This window comes from Pectobacterium sp. 1950-15 (genome assembly GCF_037136835.1).
In the GTDB taxonomy this organism is placed as follows: domain Bacteria; phylum Pseudomonadota; class Gammaproteobacteria; order Enterobacterales; family Enterobacteriaceae; genus Pectobacterium.
The window spans coordinates 49,248-69,620 of sequence record NZ_JBBBQR010000021.1; the positions used below are offsets into that span (position 1 = coordinate 49,248).

Here is a 20,373-nt window from a genome sequence, read left to right on the forward strand (position 1 = left end):
GTTTTTTATTCCCTATTCATCCAGCCGTGATGCTTTCGTGGAATAAAATGAATAAGTCGATACTGCTGAAAAAAAACGCGAACGTCTGGCCTGCTCTGCCAATTGCGCGGGTCTATTCTCTTGTCATGTCAATAGTCGTGTCGCTTGTAGTACCACTCATCGTGCCGCTGGCACTGCTGGCGCTGTGGTATATCAGCACCCACTACGGCTGGATGCCCGCCCAGATTCTCCCTGCCCCCAACGTCGTCGCTAACACCGCCGTCGAACTCTGGCACCACGATCTCCTGCCACAGCTCTTTATCAGCCTGCAACGGTTGGCCAGCGGTCTGCTGGCTGGCGTACTGGCGGGAACGCTGCTCGGTGCGCTCATGGGGGCTTCGCGCCGCGCCGAACATTTGCTGCATCCGACGGTATACGCGCTGGCACAGATCCCGACGCTGGGCTGGATCCCGCTATTTATGGTGCTGTTTGGCATTGATGACGGCTTAAAACTTGCTGTCATCATTAAGGCGGTAATTATCCCGGTGACGCTGCATACGCAAACGGGCGTGCGCAACGTGCCGTATGCACTACAGGAAGTCGCCCGCACTCTGCGCCTGCCGTGGCATCAGCGCCTCATCAAATTAACGTTGCCTGCCACGCTCCCCACCTGGCTAACCGGCTTACGACTGGCGCTTTCGCAGGCATGGGTATCGCTGATTGTGGTCGAACTGCTGGCGTCGTCTCAGGGCATTGGCTACCTGCTGGTATGGGGACGCCAGCTGTTTCAACTGGATATCGTGTTTGTCTGCATCGCCGTGATAGGGCTGGCAGGGCTGACGATGGAGTGGACAATCAATCAGTTGGAACGTCGTCTGGTCTTCTGGCCACACCCGCCGCTCAGTCGCTTAACCGTTGCACCGTCTCGCCGCTTATCCGCACTGGTTTTACCGTTCCTGCTTCTGCTGTTCTGGCAACAGTCCAGCCGTTTTGGCTGGATCGATCCGTTACTCCTACCACCACCCGCAGACGTGTGGCACATGTTGCTGCAAGGCATGCGTGACGGTTCACTCACCGAGGCGATGCAGGCCAGCCTGACTCGCGCGCTCGCCGGTGCGGTATGCGGCATTGTTGCTGGCCTCATAGGTGGCGTACTACTGGGGCTAAACGCCACCAGCGACGCCCTTTTTACGCCCACGGTCGCGACGCTGCGTCAGATCGCACTGTTTGCCTGGCTACCGCTGCTGACCGCCTGGGTTGGCAACGATGAAGCCGGGAAAATCACCTTTGTCGCTCTGGCCTCCTTCTTCCCCATGCTGGTAGCCAGCCATCGCGGTATCCGCCAGCGTTCGCAGGCCTTACAGGAAGTCGCACAGGTGTTACAGCTCCGTCTCTCAACTCGTCTGAGGGTGCTGATTCTGCCGGGTGCTGCCCCCGCCATCTTTGCGGGTTTACGTCTGTCGCTGATTTACGCCTGGCTTGGCACCATCGGCGCGGAATATTTCATGTCATCCGGCACGGGAATCGGCAGCCTGATGATCAACGCCCAACAGTTACTGGATATGCCCCTGATTATCAGCGGCATGCTGTTGATTGGATTAACGGGCGCGGTGCTCGACCGCGTTGGATTAGGTCTGGAACAGCGGATGACGCGCTGGCGTTCCGCAGGAGAAATCGCATGACGTCCACTCCCCTTAATGTGCCACCACCGGTGGTGCAGTTCGATCGCCTGCGTAAACAGTTTCGCGTGCAGGGCGAAGCGCTGACGGTGATTGATGATTTTTCCCTATCGATTCACAGCGGTGAACTGGTCGCCATTGTCGGCAGCAGCGGCTGCGGCAAATCTACACTGTTACGTATGTTGGTCGGTCTGGACAACGACTATCAGGGACGCGTACTGGTTGAAGGGCAAACCGTGCGCGGTATCGGGCGCGAGCGCGGCATGGTGTTTCAGGAACCGCGTCTGTTTCCGTGGCTGACGGTACGGCAAAATATCGCGCTTGGGCTGGCGAATGAGGCGATCGATAGCAAAGAGCGGAAACGCCTGATCGACCACTTTATTCAGCTTGTGCACTTGCAGGATTTTGCCGACGCCCTACCCGCCCAGCTCTCCGGCGGCATGGCGCAGCGTGTCGCGATCGCGCGAGGTCTGGTCGCCAACCCACGCATCCTGATGCTGGATGAGCCTTTTGGTGCGCTGGATGCGCTAACGCGTCAGCAGATGCAGCAGGAGCTGCGCCGTATTCATCAGGCGGAGGGCACCACCACGCTGCTGGTCACCCACGACGTCGAAGAAGCCGTCTATCTCGCCGATCGCGTCGTCGTACTGGCACCGCGACCGGGTCGTATCCGCCAGATTGCGACAATTTCGCTGCCGCATCCGCGCCAGCGTGATAGCCAAGATTTTCACCAGCAGTGCAGCCAGTTGCTCGCACTGCTGACGCAGCCCGCCGATACCGCGGCCGCTTTCTCTTCACTGAACTCATAAATACTGGAGCACCATTATGGGACACCCTTCCGTCTACCCGACCGGCACGACGATTTACAACCCGGAAAAAGCCTGGGGCGGCTACACCGTCTTTCAGGCGCTGGAGCGCGGCGCGGTGCTGGTAGATATGAACGGCACCGAATTACGCCTGTGGGAAGGCTTGCACGGTTTTCCCAACAAGATCCTGCCCGGCGGTTACATCCTCGGGCACAGCGGTGAACGCGATTCACGCTACGGCATGCAGGACATGGTCGATCTGATTCAGGTGGACTGGGACGGCAACGTCGTCTGGAAATTCAACGGCTATGAACACATTACCGATCCCGATCTCCCACCAGAATGGATGGCGCGCGTCCATCATGACTACCAGCGCAGCGGCAATCCGGTCGGCTATTACGCACCGGGACAAGAGCCGCAGTCGATTGGCGGCAACACGCTACTGCTGGCGCATACCAATCTACATAACGAAAGGATCAGCGACAAACTGCTGCTCGACGACACCATTATCGAGGTGGACTGGGAAGGTAACATCTTATGGGAATGGCGTTGCAGCGATCATTTTGACGAGTTGGGCTTTGACGACGATGCGAAAACCGCGCTGTACAACAATCCTAACCTGCGTAAAAGCGGCGGCGGGATGGGCGACTGGATGCACATCAACTCCATGTCGGCACTCGGCTCCAATCCGTGGTTCGATCAGGGCGATACTCGTTTCCATCCGGATAACATTATCTGGGACGCCCGTGAGTCCAACATCATCGCCATCATCGACAAGCAAAGCGGCAATATCGTCTGGCAGCTTGGCCCGAATTACAACACGCCGGAACTCAAACACATTGGCTGGATTATCGGCCAGCATCACGCGCATATGATCCCCGCAGGCTTGCCGGGCGCGGGCAATATTCTGGTGTTTGATAACGGCGGCTGGGCAGGCTACGGCGCCCCCAATCCGGCCTCGGCCGACGGCGTGAAAAACGCCTGGCGTGACTATTCGCGCGTGCTAGAAATCAACCCGGTGACGCTGGATATTGTCTGGCGCTATTCGCCCTACGAAGCAGGCATTCCACACCCGACCGACGCTTTTCGTTTTTACAGCCCGTACATCAGTAATATCCAGCGCCTGCCGAACGGCAATACACTGATTAACGAAGGTGCCAATGGTCGACTCTTTGAAGTCACCGTCGATCATGAGATTGTCTGGGAGTTTATTTCCCCGTATTGGGGCAAGACGGTGAATACCAACATGCTGTATCGCGCTTACCGCGTGCCCTACGAGTGGGTGCCACAGTTGCCGCGTCCACAGGAAACGCCAGTGATCGCCCCCGATAACACTCAGCTACGTCAACCGGGAGCCGCCGCCCCCGGCTTCGCCAGCGTCATTCGTATTGAGGGCACGCGCCCCTACAAAAAGAGCGGCGATGCCCTGTGCGTCGCAACCGACAGCGAAGACCTCAAGCGCAGCCCGAAGCTCTTTGTCGTCAACCGCGAGCGCTTTGCTTCAGTGACCGCTGACGACTGGCCTGAACTGGCAGCCCAACAAGATCCACAGTTGCTGCTGGTCGGCGCGGAGCGCTGCGTCCACTGCAAAAGCCTCTACCGCCAGTTGGAAACGATTCTGGATAACGAGGAATATCGCCACTTACCGAGCCATTATCTGGACGCCGATCATCACATTACCCTGGCGGAGAAACTGGCGGTCAGAACGTTACCGACCCTGCTATGGTTCGAAAACGGTGAAGAGCTTGCTCGCTTGAGCGGCGCACAGCAACCCGAACGCCTACGCCAGTGGCTGGCCGCACAGCAACGCTAACCCCCCGCTGAATGCGATCTCGCTTCCAGTGAGATCGCTCTATCCACATTGATTTCTACGCACGAGCACATCTTATGATGGTTTCTTCATCATCCGGCTTAAAAAATTATTCAGCGGTGAACGTGGCCGCCGAGTGAGCGGCATCGATGCGCCAATTTATACGCGCTGGATCACATTTCCTTTGCATCACTTCGTTGTAATTTGTTATGTTATTACATATCGATTTACATCAACCGTATACGTTAGCCATGATTAACTGGAACAGACACACAGACGCCATTCTTCAGGTGGAGGACCTTAGCCTGTCTATGGGTGGCGAAACCAAAGTCAGCGATATCAGTTTTACGCTGTTCGCGGGTGAACGTGTCTGTTTACTCGGCGCATCCGGTTCCGGTAAATCCCTCACCGCCAAAGCAGTCATCGGCACGCCGCCAGCGGGTTGTCAGGTTAGTGGTAGCATTCGGGTCAATGGCGAAGAGGTGGGTCAGTTGAAAGCGCTGGCCCGCCCGCAGACTGGCCGCGTCTCTGCCGTGTTCCAGGATTCGGCAACGGCGCTGAATCCCCTTATGCCGTTAGGAAAGCAGCTGTCACTGGCGTTGAAAACCACCTCTTCCGCAGAGCTTTCAGCGCTCCTTAGCGCCATGCAGTTGGATGATATCCCCAACCTGCTGCAACGCTATCCCGCCGAATTGTCCGGCGGACAGCGTCAGCGCATTTGTATTACCCTTGCGCTGCTCGGCAAGACGCGTCTGCTGGTGGCGGACGAACCCACCACCGCGCTTGATGTCATTACCCAGCAGCAGGTATTGCAAGTCTTACAGGAACGTAGCGCGCAGCCAGATGCCCCCGCCCTGTTGTTTATTACACATGATATCGCTGTCGCCGCCCAGCTCTGCCAACGCGGACTGGTGATGGAGAACGGGCAGATCGTGGAATCCGGCAGTATGCTGCAACTGCTGAATGCACCACAGCAACCGTATACCCGCAGTCTGGTCGCTGCCGCACGTCGCGCTGACACGCTTTTATCCGACAATGTGTTACTGGCAAATGTACGACCTTCAGCCACTGTCGGAGCGCTCGCTGGATGAACCACCACCTGCATGCGGTTCCCACACCGTTTTTAAGCCTCGAACATGTCAGCCGCTATCGTCAGACGTCACGTTTACCGTGGCAAAAGGCCAATCCTGCCAGTGCGATTTTTCATGACCTGTCGCTGGCGATGCAACAGCATGAACGCGTCGGGCTGGTTGGTGCGTCCGGCTGCGGTAAATCCACGCTGCTAAAAACGCTGCTCGCGCTTGAAGCGCCGGAGCGTGGCGCCGTGTACTGCGACGGCAACCTGATTAAACCGGGATCGGTACGTTCGCTGCTCTGGTATCGCCGCCGCGTTCAGTATATTCCGCAGGATCCGGCGGGCTCGCTTGCACCGCATCAGCGCGTTGCCGATCTCCTCATCGAGCCGCTGAAACGGCTCCGTCCTGATGAAAACCGACATGTTAATGGGAAGAATTCGACCCGCCTGCGTGAAGTCATGGATCAGGTCGGGCTAAGCGCCACGCTTCTGGACAAGGTCGCCGGACAGCTTTCCGGTGGGCAGGCACAGCGCGTCGCGCTGGCACGAGCGCTGATGATTCAACCCGAATTTTTACTGGCGGATGAACCCGTCAGCGGCCTGGATTTGCCGCTACGTGAACAGATTAAAGCCCTGCTTCAACAGGTCACAGAACAAAACAAGATGGGCTTACTGATGGTGTCGCACGACATTTCCATGCTCGCTGGCCTATGCGACAGAATGCTGGTCATGGACAGCGGATGCATCATTGAAGATCGCCCCACCGCCGAGGTGCTGGCGTCACCGCAACAGGCGCACACGGCCCGTCTGTTGCAGGCCGTGCCCGCGCTGTCGACGTCTGGCTATTAGCTCGCCGAAAACATTCTTTTTACAATAAAATACCGCGTCAATAACACATTTTCCCATAACGGGCTTTTTTATAACGACTTTTCTTATAACGGACCATGACATGTCAGACCTAACCGCCAGCCGCACGCCGCGACCTTACCCTCCGTTGCTTCTGGGCAGCCAGCTTGTTTTCAACATTGGCTTTTATGCCGTCGTGCCGTTTCTGGCGATTTTCCTGCGTGACGACATGCTGCTTTCCGGCTGGGCTATCGGGCTGGTGATTGGCTTACGCACCTTTTCTCAACAGGGCATGTTTTTAGTCGGCGGCGCGCTGGCTGACCGCTTTGGCGCACGCGTAATTATCCTGTGCGGCTGTGTCGTGCGCATCAGCGGTTATCTCCTGCTGGCGCTGGGCGATTCGCTGTGGCCGATTATTCTCGGTGCCTGCCTGACCGGCGTCGGCGGAGCCCTGTTCTCTCCCGCGATTGAAGCATTAATGGCGCAAGCCGGTACGCAAAGTGAAAAAGAGGGAAAACGCAGCCGCTCCGAGTGGTTCGCCCTGTTTGCGATTTGCGGCGAGCTAGGCGCGGTGTTGGGTCCCCTGCTGGGCTCGGTACTGGCTGGATACGGATTCCAGCGCGTGGCGCTCGCTGGCGCGGGCGTCTTTGTCATCGCGCTCATCGTCCTGTTTTTCAGCCTGCCGCCGACGCAGCGCAATCAGGGTGAACTACATATCGCCCCATGGTGGGAGACTTTCCGCCAGCGGCGCTTTGTGGCGTTCATCATTGCCTACAGCGCTTACCTGTTCAGCTACAACCAGCTTTATCTGGCGCTGCCGGTTGAACTGCACCGCTCCGGCAGCAGTGAGAAAGACCTCGGCCCTTTGTTTGTTCTGGCTTCCCTGCTGGTGATCGGATTACAGCTTCCGCTGGCGCGTTTTGCCCGCCGGGTTGGTGCAGCACGCATGCTGCCATTGGGCTTCGCACTGCTATCTGCCTCGTTCCTTAGTGTCGCCCTGTTTGCTTCCAGCACGCCGCCAGAAGGGTGGCAGCGCCTGCTTCCGGCTATCTCCTTGATTACCCTGTTAACGCTGGGACAGATGTTAATCGTCCCCGTTGGCATGGATCTCATCCCGCGTTTTGCCAACAACCAGAATCTGGGGGCGCACTATGGCGCGCTGGCATCGATGGGCGGCATTGCTGTTCTGGTCGGCAACTTTGTACTCGGTAGCCAGCTCGACCGTGCGCTGACGCCATCGCCACAGGCTGCCATTCCATGGGTACTGCTCGCCGCGGTGCCACTGTGCAGTTCGCTGGCGATGATGGTCATCTGCCGCCCGTTTAAATCCGCTTCAACCGTGAATGAATAAGGACAGATTGATGAATATGCGTAATCGCCTGTGGCCCGTTTCTGGCTTGCTATCAGCCACGCTGCTGCTGTCAGGTTGCTTCAACGAGCCGGAGGAAAATCACACCTCGCATCATGACGGTCGAATCAAACTGGCGATGCTTCAACCACCGCGCTCCGGCCTGACGCCGCTGAGCGATGATGCCTTTAAGCTGTCGCGCTGGAGCACGGCAGAAACGCTAGTGGTGCTCGACAAGCTCGGCGAAGCCCAGCCCGCGCTGGCGACAACATGGAAGCAGATCGATGATAAATCCTGGCGTTTTGAGCTGCGTCCCAACGTCCATTTTCATGATAACACCACGTTAAACGCCGCGACGGTGGTCAACTCGCTCACCGTCGCATCCACCGCGGCTCCCAAGCCACGCATTCTGGACGGCGTGCAGCTAACGGTAAAAGCCGATGGCGATAATGCCGTGATTGTCTCCACCGCTAAAGCGGACCCGCTGCTGCCTCAACGTTTATCCAGCCCACAGCTAGCGATTATGTCTACTCATGCCTACGGCCAGAATGGCGTCGTTAACCCGGTCAATACCGGAAGCGGCCCGTTTGTTCTGCGTAGCGTTACTGGCACCAGCAGCGCGGTGTTAGATAGATTCGACGGTTACTGGGGTGAAAAAGCGCAGGCCAGCGGAATCGACGTCAGCTTTGTCTCTGACGGTGCGGCGCGTGCGGCCGCATTACGTACCGGCACGGCAGACATTGTCGAAGCCATTCCGGTTTCTCAGGCACCGCTGTTGGATCAATCGCTGGTGCATGAAGTCCCGATGCCGCGTACCAACACACTGTATCTGAATACGCGCCACGGCGTGATGCAAGATCCCGCGATGCGTGCCGCCGTGCGTGATGCCATCAATCGCCAACAGCTGGTGGATAACGTCTATGAGAAACGCGCCGACATCGCGCAGGGTCTGCTAGGCCCTGCGTTGCCGTGGGCGGCAGAACTGCGCCAGCCAGTAGCGAATCCGGTCAAAGCCGGTACGCCTGCGGGGGCGACTATCACGCTGGCAACCTTCAGCGATCGCGCCGAGCTGCCTGAGGTGGCAGTCTATCTGGCACAGCAGCTTACCGCCGCCGGATTTACGGTGAAACAGGTGGTACGTGAGTATGCGCAGATTGAGTCCGACGCGCTGGCTGGCAAGTTTGACGCCTTTATTTTATCCCGCGCGACGGTGCTGGATTCCGGCGATCCGGTGGCTTATCTGTATAGCGATTTTGCCTGCGAAGGGTCATTCAACATCGCTCAGCTGTGCCGCCCGGAAATCGATCAGGCGTTACAAAAAGCGGCTGCGATTCCTGCGGGCGTTGCACGCCGTCAGGCCATCATGCAGGCTGAAAATCTGATCCTTGCCAGCGATGCTGCGATCCCGATGCTGCATGAGCGCGTCATTCAGGGTGAAAGTGCGCAGGTAAAAGACGCCCTGCGCGACCCGCGTGAACGCACGCTGATTAACGCCGCCACGCATATTGCTACCGACGCGAAATAACGGGTAACACGCCCAGCAACCAGAAAGATGACGAGTTTATGAGCGAACCGCTGTATTGCCGCACCTGTGCAACCATCAACCAGACGCAACGCCCGCGATACGGCATGCTGATTCCGCTGTTGTCACGGCTGCTGACGCTGGCGGGGATCGTGGTGCTGATTGGTATGTTGCCGTGGTTGTCCGGTCAAGATCCGGCGCTGGCGCTGCTACGTGCTCGTTCCGGCGAGCAGGAAGCGACGGCGGAAACGCTAAATGCCATTCGTCACTCTCTCGGGCTGGATCAGGGCCCGCTGCAATTGCTGTTGAACTGGCTGGCGGGTCTGTTACACGGCGATGCAGGCAATTCCTGGGTGTCTGGCCGACCTGTCCTTCCGGGGATGTTGCAGGCGGCAGGCGTATCGCTCACGCTGATGGCCTCTTCAGCGCTGGTGGCCTTCACACTGGCTGCCGTGTTGTGCGCCCCAACCTTTCGGCAGGGATTACGTGGTCAGGTTCATCGTTCAGGCGGTCTGTTTGCCGCCTTATTTACCGCACTGCCTGAATTTCTGCTGGCGTCGTTTCTGCTGATCGTCGGCGCCGTCTGGCTACAGTGGTTTCCGCCCTATGGCTGGCTGGGCTTACACTACGCGGTGCTGCCGTCGCTGGCACTCGGTATTCCGGCAGGTGGCTACCTTGGCCGAATTATTGCCGACGCACTCTCCGCCACGTTCAGCGAAAACTGGCTCACCACCTGGAGCGTGGCGGGCGTGAGCCGTCGTCATGTCGCACTGGCGGTGCTGAAGCGCACATTGCCCAGCGTGATGCCGCTGGTCGGGCTGGTGCTGGTTTCGTTAACCGGCGGAGCCATCGCCGTCGAAAAAGTATTCGCGATTCCCGGTCTGGGACGTGCGACGCTGGGTGCCGCAGCCGCACAGGATCTGCCCGCTTTGCAGGTCGGCGTGTTGATTCTTTTACTCATCGCGTCACTGGCGGGTATCGCCGCCAGCGGCGTACGGCTGCTGATTCTCGGACGCGCGCTGCGGAGCGGCGCGATGCCCGTGCCGGAAGAACGTGGTAGCCCCGTGTCTCGCCATGCCATCTGGCTACCGGTTATCTGCGTGCTACTGCTGGCGCTGCTGTTGCTGGCTGGCTTGCCGCGCGATCCCTATACGTCCGCTTTTCTGCGCCTGCAACCGCCGTCGTTGCTGCTGCCTTTTGGCGCAGACGCGATGGGGCGTGACTTGCTGGCGCGCGTCGCACACGGCACGCTAAATACCTGTCTACTGGCACTGGTAGTCTCGCTGGCCTGTCTGGCAATAGGCCTGCTGGTTGGGCTGTTCCCACGCCTACTCACCGGCCCGATTGAAGTGACCAACGCCCTGCCGCCGGTGATTGCCGGGTTGCTGGTTGCCGCCGTCAATGGCCCGACGGCAACGGGCGCGGCGATTGCCGTGATTGCTGTCAGTTGGGCACCGCTGGCTGCCCACACGGCGGCGCTGGTCGCCGAAATTAATGCGCGCCCTTATATTCGCATGCTGCCGATTCTCGGCGTGGGCCCGATACGGCGCAGTCTGCTCTATGTTCTGCCTGCGCTGATTGGGCCACTCTTTCGTCACGCCATGCTGCGATTGCCCGGCATCGCGCTGGCGCTGGCATCGCTCGGCTTCTTAGGTCTGGGTGCCTCACCGCCGACACCAGAATGGGGACGCGTGCTGGCAGAAGGAATGCCGTATATCGAACGTGCCTTCTGGGGCGTGCTGTCACCGGCGGCCGCACTCGGCGTGTTGTCGATACTGGCCGTGAGCGCGGCGAATCTTTCCGGTCGCCACAAGCACTAATCTATCGAGGGACGCCGCCTAAGCGCTGGCTTATCTTCACGCTCACAGCCCCGCCAGATTTCACGATGGCGGGGCTGGGCATCTTCAGTTACGCTGTGAGCTAACCTCTGCCGAAGTACAGAATTTAAAGGAGAGAATATGCATAACAGCGGAGCCCACGTCAGTCTTACCGTCACTCAGACTCTGGATAAACTGGAAGCGCTGTATGATGACGCCGTCTCAGCGCTGCGCGACGCCATCGGGGACTTCATCAATGATGGCACCCTGCCCGATGCCAACGCGCGCGCGGCGGGATTATTTTCCTACCCGGCTCTGCGCGTCAGTTGGAGCGGCAATTCGACCGGCCATCCCCGCCATCGCGCCTATGGACGTTTCACCCATCCCGGCAGCTACTCTACCACCGTGACCCGCCCGGCATTCCTGCGCGCTTATCTGGCGGAACAGCTGGCGCTGCTGGAGGGGGATTATGATGTCACCATTGACGTCAGCCCGTCACAGCAGGAAATTCCGTTCCCCTACGTGCTCGACGGTTCCGATCTGATTCTTGACCGCTCCATGAGCGCGGGCATCGCCAAACATTTCCCCACCACTGAACTGTCACAGATTGGAGACGAGACGGCCGACGGGCTGTTTCATGCCACCACCACATCGCCGCTGTCGCACTTCGACGCCCTGCGCACTGATTTCTCGCTGGCGCGGCTTCGACACTACACCGGCACGCCGGTGGAACATATTCAGCCGTTCATCCTCTTCACCAACTACACCCGTTATGTCGATGAGTTTGTACGCTGGGCGTGTGCGCAGATTGCCGATCCCGATAGTCCCTATGAGGCGCTATCCTGCGCGGGCGGTATCTACATCACCGCCGAAACACCGAACCCAGAGCAGACGGTGTCCGATCTGGCCTGGAAGAACCATCAGATGCCTGCCTATCACCTTATCCCCCGTCAGGGTAAAGGGATTACGATGGTCAACATTGGCGTCGGGCCATCCAATGCGAAAACCATCTGCGATCACCTTGCGGTGATGCGTCCGCATGCCTGGCTGATGATCGGCCACTGCGGCGGCCTGCGCGAGAGTCAGTCCATCGGTGATTATGTGCTGGCGCACGCTTACCTACGTGACGATCACGTACTGGACGCCGTATTGCCGCCTGACATCCCGATTCCCAGTATCGCCGAAGTGCAGCGCGCGCTGTACGACGCCACCAAAATGGTCAGCGGCATGCCGGGAGAAGAAGTTAAGCAGCGCCTGCGTACCGGCACGGTGGTTACCACCGACGATCGCAACTGGGAACTCCGCTACGCGGCCTCCGCCCTGCGCTTTAACCTCAGTCGTGCCGTCGCTGTAGATATGGAAAGTGCGACGATTGCCGCGCAGGGGTATCGTTTCCGCGTGCCTTACGGCACGCTGCTGTGCGTCTCGGATAAGCCGTTACACGGTGAAATCAAGCTGCCGGGACAGGCGAACCGTTTCTATGAAGGGGCGATTTCGGAGCATTTGCAAATTGGCATTTGCACTATCGATCTGCTGCGGGCGGAAAGTGACAAACTGCACTCGCGCAAACTGCGCACCTTTAACGAACCGCCGTTCCGTTAATCGCATGACGTTGTTCAGACAGCCGACGCTATTCGGGTGGTCGGCTGCTCTGGCGCGGCGAAATACGTTATGTTATAACAAACCAAACTCCATAGCGGATAAGCCCGATGAAAAAAGGTCTGTCATTTCTGTTTCTTTCCCTCGTCGCGACACAAGCCTCGGCGTTTCAGGCCAAAATAGCTCAGTCTACGGAGACTGGATTACGCAATATCGATGAGGCTAAGCGCACCTTTTCTGGCTTTACGCCAATGGGGCTGGAAACCATTCACCCCGGCCAGTGCGATGCCACCTCCGTTAACGGCTGTGGTTGCCCATTTTGTACCCAGCTGCGGCTCATTGGTCGCTAGCCCTACGTGACAGAGTCGTTGTACGCGACATAGCAAAAGCGCCACATTCGTGGCGTTTGTTTACTATCGGTAAATGGCGTCAATTCATCTCAGGATGCTGTTCGTCAGCCGTTTCCTTTTCTTCTCCAGCTCCGCAATTTGCTCATCAATCTCTTCTATTTTCAGCTCAATATTGTCGTACTATTCCTGCAATAGCTCTTTGGCTTCCGTCCGATCCGACGCCGCAGGCGTTGCGCCTTTCAGCGGCTGGTTTGCCGTTTCACGCATCGACATCCCGGTAATCAAACCGATCAGCCCAATCACCATCAGGTAATACGCCGGCATATATAAGTTACTGGTTGATTCCACCAGCCACGCCGGTATATTCACCCCCAACGGAGAATCCCTGCGCCAGTTTTGCCAACAACAGCAGTATCGGCGCCCAAATACCGATCGATTCATAAGACGGAATCAAGCCGATACAGAATGTGCTCACCGACATGATAATAATGGTGATCGACAAGACTTTCTGGCGACCAAATTTATCGCCCATCGCGCCAAAGAATATCCCGCCGAGCGGCCGAACCAAAAAAGGAACCGAGAACGTTGCCAGCGCGGCAATCATTTGTACGCCGGGGTCAGCACCGGGGAAAAAGACCTGTCCGAGCGCATACGCCACAAAACCATATACGCCAAAATCAAACCATTCCATCGCATTGCCCAATGCGGCGGCGGTAATGGATTTTTTAAGTCTGGCATTATCAATAATGGTAATGTCCTGAATTTTCATCGGTTCGATTTTTTTCTTTTTTAATCTCATCCTTTTTTTCCTTTGCTTAAAAAGCGACCCTTTATTAAAAATACAACACTCTTTTCATGCACAGGGAACCACCCGACTACGCGCTGAAAAATAAACTGCTTATTGGTCGCAATATTCATTACACGTTGATGCTGCTGGATGAAGTATAGAAGAATTTGGACAAAAGCTCGGATTCAGGCACCGCCTGCCTAAATAACGCATGGAAATAAAGCAAAGGGAAAATAACGGTAAATAATTATGACAAAGTCATCACATTAACGTCAGCAGATATTATTACTTACGCGGAGTAATCATTTTCGGGTTACGGTTAAAATAGCGCGTAAATGCCAGACTGAAATTAGCGGGATACCGATAGCCAACTTGCCAGGCCGTCTGCGCCACCTGAAATCCCTGCTCCAGCAACTGATGCGCCCGCTCCATGCGCATCCGCAATAGCATCTGACCCGGCGTGGTCGCAAAGCAGCGATGAAACCCAAGTTTGAGTCTGGATTCACTCATCCCCGCCTGAGTCGCAATGCAGGCCAGCGTCAGCGGTTCTGCCAGATGTTCACGCATCCAGCGCGATACCTGCTCCAATTGCTGCCGTTCCTGTAGATGAATAGCACCACGCCTCTCTTCCGGCTGTAGGAAGTGGCGGTGCTGCGCCAGCAGGCTTAAGGCATGGATATGGCGATTTAGCGGATCGGCGTCAGCGCACAGTGCGTTAACATGAACCTGGCTGGCCGCAGAGACGGGCGCAAACGCACGCTGCTGTACCCCGTCGCCACTGAACAGCTGTTCCGCACAGTCCGTGCCAAAATAACGAGCCGCCGCCGTTTTCCCCACCAGCAGCCGTAGCTGATCGACCTGCTGCTGCGCCTGATAATGGCGTTCACCTACGCTGGCGCCAAACGTCGTAATCGTGACATGCTGTTGGCGAAACCAGATCTGTGAACCGCTGCGATCGTAATATGCTGACTCCCCTGCCAGCGCAAACGTCATGACCAACATGGGTTGCGAATGTGGGTTCTGCGTTTCTTCCACTAAGGCGCGGCGCGGGCGGTATTGCGAATGTGCCAATGACAGGTCTGCATCAATACGACTGAAATTCGACCAACATTCACCGATATCGCCCGGCAGGATGCGACGTGAATCAGCGCGATGCACTTCACTCATCCGACACCGATCGCCGGACGATAGCTCCTCTCGCACCCGTTGCTGTCTTTGTGCCATTCTTCCCCCGCCGTTTCGCATATGAAAAACGCCGTCTCGCATAACAATGAACATAATAACGATTCTCATTTATAGATAGCATATTCCCTATCGACTGACCATCAATGAGAAAGGCCACTTATGAATCCATTAGAGACGTTATGGCAGCTTGCCGCCAGCAGCGTGAAGGCGGATGCCTTGCATTTGGCGCTGGAACAGCAGATTTTCGACCGATTGGAGGATGCCGCCACGTCGGAACAGCTGGCGGCAACGCTGGGCTGGCAGCCTGAAAAAACCAGATTTCTGCTTGAACTGCTGTGGAGCATGCAACTACTGACACGTCATCACGACGGCTATCGCACCGCCCCGGCCTGCGCCGCCGTACTCTGTCGCAGCAGTTCGCGTTTTCTGGGCGACGCCTGGCGTTTTCGCCTCACCAGCCTGCGCCAGTTTGGTCAGGGGCTTGGTGACGGCATGCCTCAGCCTCTACCGACGCAGTTGAGCGAATTACCGCGCGATGCGGCGTGGGCCAACGCCGCGGAACAGCAGATCGCTCAGGAACAACGGGCAATCACGGCCGACCGTGCCGAGCAGCTTCTCTCCAGCCTGCCGGATTTCCCGCAAATCAGACACGTTCTCGATCTGGGTGGCGGCCCTGGCTGGGTGGCGATTACGCTGGCGCTACGTCACGCTCAGATCTCCGGCACGGTGTATGACCTGCCGCAGACCGCCGCCGTGGCACAGCGCAATATTGACGCTGCCGGATTGTCTGCACGGCTGTCGGCGCAAAGCGGCGCATTGCCTCACGAAAAATACGATCTGATTTGGAGTTCTTCCTTCCTGCATTTTGTCGAAGATATCCCCGCCATGCTGGCAGAGCTCCACGATACGTTGGCATCGGAGGGCACGCTGGTTCTGGCACAGGCGGAAATTGCCGAAGAGGCCGATGATGCCGCACCGGTTCTGCCGTTCTACCTGCCGATGCAAATGAGTGGACGCCACGTCACGCGGGAAGGTCAACTGACGCAGTGGCTGTTAGAAACGGGCTTTACCTCCGTCGAAACTCGTCGTCATCAGGCATTTCCTATGGCGCCGCTGAATGTACTGATCGCCCGCAAACACGGGTAACCGCACATGATTCCTACCCGCTGACATAGGCAAGACTGACAACGCTGCTGCTGCATCATGTTGATGATTATCATATTTCTGCGCACCTAAGGTTGTCAGCCCAGTGCAAAGCGCCTATAAATGGCATTACAGGGCGTGACTGATTGAGAAACTCTAAATAATTCAAGTTTCAGGCAGGCGGCAAGAGAAGGCATCCCGATGAGCTTACTCAAGTAAGTGATTCGGGTGACTGAACGCTGCTAACGTACATGCAACGTGAAGTATAACGAGTTAAAAGGCGAACCTGCCAGACGTGATAGACATATCACGTCTGGCAGGTTTTTTTGTTTTCATCCCTAAGGAAAAACGCATGGATAAAAAAATCACTGCCAGCCTGATATTACTGATAGCTGCCGTCAGCCAGCCAGCGCTGGCAAACGATCCGCTGGTGACGTTAGACAGCGGTCGCATCAGCGGGACCGAGACGCAAGGCGTTGATGCTTTTAAAGGCATTCCCTTTGCCGCACCTCCCATCGGTGAACTGCGCTGGCAACCGCCGCAGCCGGTACAAAGCTGGAACGATATTCGCTCAGCAACGGCATACGGCAAGGATTGTATGCAGAATCCTTTTCCCGGCGATGCCGCGCCGCTCGGCGTGGGGTTTAGTGAGGATTGCCTGACCATCAACGTGTGGCGCCCAGCCAACGCCACAGGCCCACTGCCTGTGATGGTATGGGTCTATGGTGGTGGCTTTGTCAACGGCGGCGCCTCGCCCGAGATTTACTCCGGGCAGGAATTTGGCCGTCAGGGTGTCATCTTCGTCAGTTTCAACTATCGCGTCGGCCGCTTTGGCTTTTTTGCTCATCCGGCGCTGGCCGACCAGCCGCTGCGCGGCAACTACGGCCTGATGGATCAAATTGCGGCGCTGAAGTGGGTGCAGAAAAACATCGCCGCTTTCCATGGCGATCCGCAAAACGTCACCCTGTTTGGTGAATCCGCAGGCGGCTTTGCCGTCGGTTCTCTGCTGACCAGCGAACTCTCGCAGGGATTATTCCAGAAAGCGATTATTCAATCCGGCTCAGGCAGACAAAATATCGTGCCTAACCAAAGCTGGCAAAAAGCAGAACAGGCCGGTCTCACCTTCGCCGGTGCCAATGGCATCCACGGTCACGATACGAAAGCACTGGCGTCGCTGCGGCAGATTCCAGCGGAAAAAGTGGTGAACGGCCTGAATATGGCCTCCATGAATGCACCGGATTATTCCGGCCCGATGCTCGATGGCAAAGCGATCGCCGCAGAGCCGCAGGATAGCTACCGTCAGGGTAACTTCCAGCGTGTGCCGCTGATGATTGGCGCCACGGATGCCGATATCAGTTTCCCGCCGAAGGTCGCGACGTCAGACGACGCGGTTGCCGTTTTCCCTGCCAGCGATAGGCAGCACGCCCTTCAGGCTTACCACGGCATGTCGCCGCAGGAGATAGCCAAGGCCGTGTCGAGCGATCGTTTTATGGTGGAACCAGCGCGTTTTGTCGCACGAATTTGGGAAAAAGCCGCGCTACCCGTCTGGCAATTTCGCTTTGGCTACGTTGCCGATAGCATGCGCAAGCAGTGGCCCGCTGCCGTACACGCCAGCGAAATTCCGTATGTCTTTAACACGGTAACGGCACGCTATGGCGAAAAAACCACGCCGCAAGACCGTGCCGTTGCCCAGCAGATGAATCAGTACTGGGTGAACTTTGCCCGCACTGGTAACCCTAACGCCAGCGGTTTGCCGACATGGCACACCTATAGCAGCCAGAAAGACAACATTCTGTTTATCCCTGCGACAGGTGCAGAGCAGACTCGTGATATCGCCGATCCGTGGAAAGCGCGTCTTGATCTGGTCGAGAAACTGGCGGAGAGCGGTACGCCATAGCGTATGCAAAGCAATACCGTGATAGAAAAGCAAAAAGCCAGTCAGCACGCGCTGACTGGCAAAAAATGCTTATACAATCCTATTGAGGCAACGTCTTGTTGTTATGCTGACTTTCAATACATCCCTGAGATGTTGGCTACCATAATATTTTAAAAATTCGTCCAATCTGACGGACGCTGAGCGGCTGCACGAGTAGAGACAGGGAGCATCGCCACAAGCGAGAGAGCCTGAGTGGCAGGTTGCAACATTGAGGGTTTATGGCCCGCAATTCTAAACACGGAAACTTCTCTAACGAGCTGATCGGCTTGATCTTTGAGGCTTTGTGCGGCAGCAGCGGATTCTTCTACCAAAGCAGCATTCTGCTGCGTGGTCTGATCCATTTGGCTGACAGCAATCCCAACCTGTTCAACCCCCGTCGACTGTTCAGCGCTTGCCGCGCTGATCTCGGATACCGTATCGCTCAACTGACGAATAGACATCACGACCTGCTGCATCGTGTCTCCCGCTTTGTTAACCAACACAGAGCCAAGCTCAACGCGTTCAACGCTGGCCGTAATCAGATTCTTAATTTCTTTAGCCGCTTCGGCACTGCGCTGTGCCAAGTTACGCACTTCTCCCGCCACAACAGCAAAACCACGACCTTGTTCACCAGCACGTGCGGCCTCAACAGCGGCGTTGAGCGCCAGAATATTCGTCTGAAAGGCAATACTGTCGATGACATTGATGATATCCGCAATGCTACGCGAGCTTTCATTGATCGTTCTCATCGTGTCCACCACCTCATTGACAACATCGCCTCCCTGCTGCGCCACGGTGCTTGCGTTTTTCGCCAACACGTTCGCCTGAAGCGCGTTATCAGCATTATTTTTTACCGTCATCCCTAATTGCGTCATGGTCGAAGAGGTTTCTTCCAGCGCACTCGCCTGCTCTTCAGTTCGTGATGATAAATCAGCATTACCCTGAGCAATCTGCATGCTGGCCGTCGCGACACTCTCGGCATTGCTTCTGACGCCCACTACCATCCGTGTTAGCGCCGTTTGCATTTCCTGCATGGCCTCCAATAGCAGCCCCGTTTCATCACGGTTATTGACGACAATCGAACCGCTCAGATCGCCTTCGCTGATGCGTTTCGCAGAAGAAAGTGCAATAGATAACGGCGCCGTGACACTGCGGGTTAATAGCCAAGCCGTAAAGCAGCCTAAAACCGTAGAGAAAACGGATAGCACTAACATCCACAACAGCGCATTGTGGATATACTCTTTGGTCAACAGCTTCGCATGATCAACGAATGAGACCTGTAATGCAGTCAACTCATTGAGCTTGGTAAAATAAAGCGACTGGATATTGGCTATATCGCCAAACACCAATTCGGTAGCCAGTGCATCCTGTTCTTCCATCGCATAGTCAATAGCTTTGTTAATGCTCACACTATACTGTTTTCTGATATCAATAAGTTGGTTAAACAACTCCCGCGCCTTTTGCGAAGTAATGCTAGCATCGAGGCTTTTATATATTTCACTTGCCGAGTTGGTCGTCTTTACGATGACCGCCCTCAGCGCCTGTTTTTCCTGATTTTTATCGGCAGGAAGGAGGATAATATCGCGTAAAGTACGAACATTGGTATTCAGGATATCTTGAATGTCACGCAACATATCGACTTTCATCATTCTATCTTCAGTGATCTCATCAACTTCGGCACCAATATTTTTCATAAAATAATAGCCTACCGATGACAAAACCAACGTCAGTATGATTAACAAACCAAAGCCAAGAGAAAGTCTATTTCCAATTTTTATATTTTTAAAAAAATCCATATTAGCACCAGAATGTTACATTCTTACCATGTTTACCCAATTGCGATTAATAGACACATTAGCTACCGATTATTTGAAAAAACACGACAAACGGTAAAGCAAACCGCTATTGCAACCGGCTCCCTGGCTTCTATAAACTTCTTATTTTGTGATGCATGTAGCAGAATACTGGCATAAGAAATTCATTTAGCCATAATATTTCTCATATATGTAAAGATAATTACTTATAGAAATTGTTTACTTGATAAATTAACTCGAAAAAATCTTACATCATTTCGCACTTCACATTATTTGTGCGTATAACTAAAATCGAATCATGATTAAGAACGCTAAATTTTTACCCTCACGCCCTCTGTTTTAGTCGGTGTCATGCCTCAATGGAGGCAAACACATTCATAAACACAGCCTCGAGATAAACTCTCGCTATGGTCTATAAGCTTACACTATCATAAATGCAATATCGATCGGAAATAACGATCATTAGACCGTTCAATTCTTTGTATTCGATCGTTTTTTTCTATCAGAAAAAAAGCCCTGATCTTTATTCATTAAATTGAATTTATAAATTAGAAGACTAATAGTTTAGATAAACTACGATAGCGTCCAGATCATGACGCGGTAAGGCGAACGGTATAGCGTAACGTTGCTGAATTAATTAGAGGGTAAAGATAAAAACAGAGCGTTTAATACCTATCAACATAAAAAAAGCCAGTCAG

14 protein-coding genes and 1 pseudogene are annotated in these 20,373 nt (G+C 55.6%); 12 read left to right on the forward strand and 3 right to left on the reverse strand.

Annotated features, from left to right (window positions below; all coding sequences use genetic code 11):
* Positions 1-47: 47 nt before the first annotated feature.
* From WCT94_RS18700 to WCT94_RS18745, 10 genes are all read left to right on the forward strand, one after another.
* Positions 48-1,661: an ABC transporter permease gene (locus tag WCT94_RS18700; protein ID WP_336871038.1), complete on the forward strand. Its 1,614-nt coding sequence runs from the start codon at positions 48-50 to the stop codon at positions 1,659-1,661.
* On the forward strand, positions 1,658-2,467 hold the full coding sequence (locus WCT94_RS18705; protein ID WP_336871040.1) for an ABC transporter ATP-binding protein: 810 nt from the start codon (positions 1,658-1,660) through the stop codon (positions 2,465-2,467). Before WCT94_RS18700 ends, WCT94_RS18705 begins: the two co-directional genes overlap by 4 nt.
* 16 nt (positions 2,468-2,483) lie before the next feature.
* Positions 2,484-4,277: an aryl-sulfate sulfotransferase gene (locus tag WCT94_RS18710; RefSeq protein ID WP_336871042.1), complete on the forward strand. Its 1,794-nt coding sequence runs from the start codon at positions 2,484-2,486 to the stop codon at positions 4,275-4,277.
* A 248-nt stretch (positions 4,278-4,525) separates the two neighbouring features.
* On the forward strand, positions 4,526-5,365 hold the full coding sequence (locus WCT94_RS18715) for an ATP-binding cassette domain-containing protein (RefSeq protein WP_336871071.1): 840 nt from the start codon (positions 4,526-4,528) through the stop codon (positions 5,363-5,365).
* On the forward strand, positions 5,362-6,198 hold the full coding sequence (locus tag WCT94_RS18720) for an ABC transporter ATP-binding protein (protein WP_336871044.1): 837 nt from the start codon (positions 5,362-5,364) through the stop codon (positions 6,196-6,198). Before WCT94_RS18715 ends, WCT94_RS18720 begins: the two co-directional genes overlap by 4 nt.
* A gap of 100 nt (positions 6,199-6,298) precedes the next feature.
* On the forward strand, positions 6,299-7,546 hold the full coding sequence (locus tag WCT94_RS18725) for an MDR family MFS transporter (protein WP_336871046.1): 1,248 nt from the start codon (positions 6,299-6,301) through the stop codon (positions 7,544-7,546).
* Positions 7,547-7,556: 10 nt separating this feature from the next.
* Positions 7,557-9,068, forward strand: coding sequence for an ABC transporter substrate-binding protein (locus tag WCT94_RS18730; protein WP_336871049.1), 1,512 nt, complete (start codon positions 7,557-7,559; stop codon positions 9,066-9,068).
* 38 nt (positions 9,069-9,106) lie between these two features.
* Entirely contained in the window at positions 9,107-10,885 is a 1,779-nt protein-coding gene (locus WCT94_RS18735; protein WP_336871051.1) for an ABC transporter permease subunit, read from the forward strand.
* 138 nt (positions 10,886-11,023) lie between these two features.
* The gene (locus WCT94_RS18740) at positions 11,024-12,484 is read left to right on the forward strand and encodes an AMP nucleosidase (protein WP_336871053.1); all 1,461 of its coding nucleotides are present in this window, start codon (positions 11,024-11,026) and stop codon (positions 12,482-12,484) included.
* A gap of 107 nt (positions 12,485-12,591) precedes the next feature.
* A complete protein-coding gene (locus tag WCT94_RS18745; protein WP_336871055.1) occupies positions 12,592-12,831 on the forward strand; it encodes a hypothetical protein in 240 nt (79 codons plus the stop codon).
* Positions 12,832-12,910: 79 nt separating this feature from the next.
* Here WCT94_RS18745 and WCT94_RS18750 read toward each other — a convergent pair.
* Positions 12,911-13,630 (reverse strand): annotated as a pseudogene (locus tag WCT94_RS18750) (MFS transporter).
* Positions 13,631-13,903: 273 nt separating this feature from the next.
* Complete coding sequence (locus WCT94_RS18755; protein WP_336871057.1) at positions 13,904-14,896, reverse strand: AraC family transcriptional regulator; 993 nt, start codon at positions 14,894-14,896, stop codon at positions 13,904-13,906.
* Positions 14,897-14,962: 66 nt separating this feature from the next.
* Between WCT94_RS18755 and WCT94_RS18760 the strand changes: the two genes are divergently transcribed.
* Both WCT94_RS18760 and WCT94_RS18765 read left to right on the forward strand, forming a co-directional pair.
* A complete protein-coding gene (locus WCT94_RS18760) occupies positions 14,963-15,949 on the forward strand; it encodes a methyltransferase domain-containing protein (protein WP_336871059.1) in 987 nt (328 codons plus the stop codon).
* A 349-nt stretch (positions 15,950-16,298) separates the two neighbouring features.
* A complete protein-coding gene (locus WCT94_RS18765; protein WP_336871061.1) occupies positions 16,299-17,843 on the forward strand; it encodes a carboxylesterase/lipase family protein in 1,545 nt (514 codons plus the stop codon).
* Positions 17,844-17,992: 149 nt separating this feature from the next.
* Here WCT94_RS18765 and WCT94_RS18770 read toward each other — a convergent pair whose 3' ends face one another.
* Positions 17,993-19,657 carry a methyl-accepting chemotaxis protein gene (locus WCT94_RS18770; protein ID WP_336871063.1) on the reverse strand — a complete coding sequence of 555 codons (1,665 nt, stop codon included), beginning with the start codon at positions 19,655-19,657 and terminating at the stop codon, positions 17,993-17,995.
* Positions 19,658-20,373: the final 716 nt, after the last annotated feature.